Genomic DNA, 3310 nt, shown 5'->3' on the forward strand with positions numbered 1-3310 from the left:
GTAAAACACAAAACATAACACAACTGGCTTTGCGCTTGCTTATCCTGACAGGCGTTCGTACCAACCCTTTGCGTCATATTCATAAAGATCAAATTGAAGGTGATATATGGACAATCCCTGCTGAGAATATGAAAGGCAAGCGTGATGCCACAACAGAGTTTCGCGTGCCTTTATCAACTGAAGCATTAGACATTTTAAAACAAGCACGATTGCTTTCTCGTAATGATTTCTTTTTTTCTGCTAAAGGTCGCGGTCCCCTCGCTGAGAAGTGTATGGCTCAATATATGAGAGACAATAAACTTGAAGCCTGCCCGCATGGTTTTCGCTCTAGTTTACGTGATTGGCTCGCTGAAACAACCGATGCCCCTTATGAAGTCGCAGAAACTATTCTAAGTCATACAGTAGGCGGTAAAGTAGAGCGTGCCTATCGTCGGACTGACTATTTAGAACAGCGCCGCGTTTATATGGATAAATGGGCGGCTTATGTCACGGGTCAATCTTAAGATATGGGGTGAATAACCCCATTATCTGTGGATAACTTTAGCTCTCTTCTCTCTCATTCTTTCTCAATAAGACTCATAAATTATCACATCAGAAATTGTATAATAAAATATTGTTTTCTATAAATAAAATACCTTCAAAAATGAACCAAAATGTGGTTAATAAATGGTTATGATGTGTTACCATTTTTTGATAGAAAGGATTTTAGTATGACAGAAAATGATATTCTTTTAACAGACCGTGAAAGTGCAAAATTGCTTCATATGAGTGTTTCAACATTCCGGCGTCATGTTACCAATGGCTCTCTCCCAAAACCTTTAAAATTTGGCTTTTTATCCCGTTGGTTACAATCGGATCTTTTGAATGTAATCGAACAAGCAAAACAGCAACGTTATAACGACGCGGCATAAAAAGAAAACCTTATCACGTAAGGACGGACAAGGCTTTCTCAAGCTCATCAACCTGGTGCTTTATTTGGTGTAAATTCAAGGCTTTCTCTGCTGAAGCAAGACTTAAGGTTTGCATTCAAGTTGTTCTGAATGCTTTTTACAATAAGGGCTATTTAAGCGTCTCTCAACACTTCGCTGAGGCATGACAGCACTAGGACGACATATGGGAAGGTTGTCTGATTTATGATTTTCACACCATTCTTGTATTGTAAAGCTAGGGCGAAAACCTGATTGCGCCATACACATTTCAATACTGGCAAATTGATTCAAATCTAGCGCCACAACCTTATTAAGGTCCGGTACTCCACATTCTAAAAGTATTTTATTTCTCCATAATGCTGGAGAAAGTGAGGGAATTGAATTAACACATCCAGTGATACTTAACAGAGCTATACAACTCAATAGTTTTAAGATTTTCTTCATTCTTCCCCTCCTTCAGTGGGTTTCTTTACAATAAAACAGCTCGGAAGCTTGTTGATATTTCCTGTCACCGCTGCTTAAAAAAACGGTGAACAATATTGAGATGATGGATTGAGGGAACAATCGCGCCATTCCAAGTGAAGGCAAGGATAGCGGTTTGTTGATCATCACAAACAGTGCTTAAGGTTGGCATTTGCGACTATTTTTATATTTTTTACAAAAAGGGCTGTTCAAGCGCTTCTTGACACTGCGCTGTGGTATGACAGCACCTGGACGACAAATGGGAAGATCCTCGGCTTTATGATTTACACACCAAGTTCCCCCTCCCACTTTATCACGAAAACCTGATTGAATCATACAAGCTTCTATGGTTGCTATTGCATTGTAGCTGAGCTTTCTGCTTTCTGGATCAGTATCATAAGGGGTTGGCATTCCACATTCTAATAAGGCTTTTCCTACCTCAGTAAAATCAGTAACACCATTTTTCTCCCACGTAGCTATCTCTCCTGGAGGAGGTTTATCGATATTACATCCAGTTACACTCACCAAAACTATTCCACTTAATAACTTTAAAATGTATTTCATTTTTTACTCCTTGATTTACTTAAAGGAAATTGTTCACGATGAGATGTGCCATAAAACTTTTGGCATTTATAACCCACATCTCCAAGGCAAGTATGGGAGCTTATGGGATTCATGATCACTCTCCACCATTCTTTCCACCAATTACTACCAGCAGGTATTGTCTCGTAAGTATAGCCATTGCCGCCAATAATTCTGCTTACAAAGTCGTATCTATTCCCATCAAAGCCAATAGTGGTTTGTTTGCCATCACTCACATAACCTAACAGACCGGATGCAACTAAAGCATTAAAGGCTGGTCCATAGAAATTGATATTCGTGTTGTCGGCTATACCGTGAACACCTTCTTGTTTGAAAGAATTCAGCATATTCCCCAATGTCATTGTCCCGCGACTATGTCCATAAAGTTCTAACCCTGTAAGACCATGGCTATACACCAAATCTTTTGCTTCTTGTGTTGAATTGGTCAAACCCCAAAAGTTATTTTCCATAAACTTCTGATAGCCCGCAACCAGAAGTTCTGAAATAGCAGAATCGGCTTGGGGGAACACAACAAAATAAAGCGGATTATTTTTATCCTTCGCATGTTGCTCTGCATAAACAGCAGCTTCATAGGGTGGCGTAAAGATGCCATTAAAGGACACATGCACTTTGCCATCAGCACCCTCTTGTAAATGCTGCTTTTCTTCATCCGTTAAATAATGAAACTTAGGTATTTTTTGTCCACGAGCGTCTTCTATAGGCTCCCCATTTTCATCTGTTTTATAGAGTATATTTCCGTCTTTATCACGGTCGACCACGGCGATGGGGTGCTCTTTGATAAACATGGTTTTATAGGAATCATCGCTGTATTTAAATCCTTCTTCTAAAAGTTGGGTTGCCATTTCACGATTTTCATGGACGATTTGTTCCAGCTTGCCTACATCGAGCTGTTGTACACTCTTATGGGCGCTAGCAGTATCCCGATTAAGGGAGGCTATGGCTTGCTCAACATCTTGCCCTGTTAATGCCTTCTGCCCTGCTTCATCAGTAATGACGATAGTGCCATTGCTGATAGCAGATTTGGTATATCCTTCCTCTGAATCTTTAGCTTTTGAATGATCTAAGACATTTTTAGCAATGTTTTTCCCGACACCATATTTGCCCTGATACATCGGACCACCCGCCGAAATGCTTAAACCTTGGCTGCTAGCNCATTTTTAGCAATGTTTTTCCCGACACCATATTTGCCCTGATACATCGGACCACCCGCCGAAATGCTTAAACCTTGGCTGCTAGCTTGCGCATGCGCACTGTTGCTGATATCACTGGTGCTAATGCTTCCTGTGGTCAGGCTGTTTTTTTCTGCCGGCGCGGTG

The 3310-nt window shown here is 40.6% G+C and carries 5 protein-coding genes; 2 read left to right on the forward strand and 3 right to left on the reverse strand.

Annotated elements, in window-relative coordinates:
* Both ACFIL7_RS00005 and ACFIL7_RS00010 read left to right on the forward strand, forming a co-directional pair.
* On the forward strand, positions 1–503 hold a 503-nt coding region (locus ACFIL7_RS00005; RefSeq protein ID WP_375683217.1), incomplete at its 5' end, for a tyrosine-type recombinase/integrase.
* Between the two features lie 207 nt (positions 504–710).
* A complete protein-coding gene (locus ACFIL7_RS00010; protein WP_015856172.1) occupies positions 711–911 on the forward strand; it encodes an AlpA family transcriptional regulator in 201 nt (66 codons plus the stop codon).
* Between the two features lie 102 nt (positions 912–1013).
* Here ACFIL7_RS00010 and ACFIL7_RS00015 read toward each other — a convergent pair whose 3' ends face one another.
* The 3 genes from ACFIL7_RS00015 to ACFIL7_RS00025 form a co-directional block, all read right to left on the reverse strand.
* The gene (locus tag ACFIL7_RS00015; RefSeq protein WP_375683218.1) at positions 1014–1373 is read right to left on the reverse strand and encodes a hypothetical protein; all 360 of its coding nucleotides are present in this window, start codon (positions 1371–1373) and stop codon (positions 1014–1016) included.
* A 177-nt stretch (positions 1374–1550) separates the two neighbouring features.
* Positions 1551–1955 carry a hypothetical protein gene (locus ACFIL7_RS00020; protein WP_375630432.1) on the reverse strand — a complete coding sequence of 135 codons (405 nt, stop codon included), beginning with the start codon at positions 1953–1955 and terminating at the stop codon, positions 1551–1553.
* Positions 1952–3106: a filamentous hemagglutinin gene (locus tag ACFIL7_RS00025; protein ID WP_375683219.1), complete on the reverse strand. Its 1155-nt coding sequence runs from the start codon at positions 3104–3106 to the stop codon at positions 1952–1954. Before ACFIL7_RS00025 ends, ACFIL7_RS00020 begins: the two co-directional genes overlap by 4 nt.
* Positions 3107–3310 lie beyond the last annotated feature (204 nt).

This window comes from Bartonella sp. AP3QHHD, from assembly GCF_042195765.1.
In the GTDB taxonomy this organism is placed as follows: Bacteria; Pseudomonadota; Alphaproteobacteria; order Rhizobiales; family Rhizobiaceae; genus Bartonella.

Excerpts from the sequence above, each read along its gene's own strand:
- ACFIL7_RS00010 (WP_015856172.1), top strand. The coding sequence starts at position 711 with ATGACAGAAAATGATATTCTTTTAACAGACCGTGAAAGTGCAAAATTG.
- ACFIL7_RS00015 (WP_375683218.1), bottom strand. The coding sequence starts at position 1,373 with ATGAAGAAAATCTTAAAACTATTGAGTTGTATAGCTCTGTTAAGTATC.
- ACFIL7_RS00020 (WP_375630432.1), bottom strand. The coding sequence starts at position 1,955 with ATGAAATACATTTTAAAGTTATTAAGTGGAATAGTTTTGGTGAGTGTA.
- ACFIL7_RS00025 (WP_375683219.1), bottom strand. The coding sequence starts at position 3,106 with ATGTATCAGGGCAAATATGGTGTCGGGAAAAACATTGCTAAAAATGTC.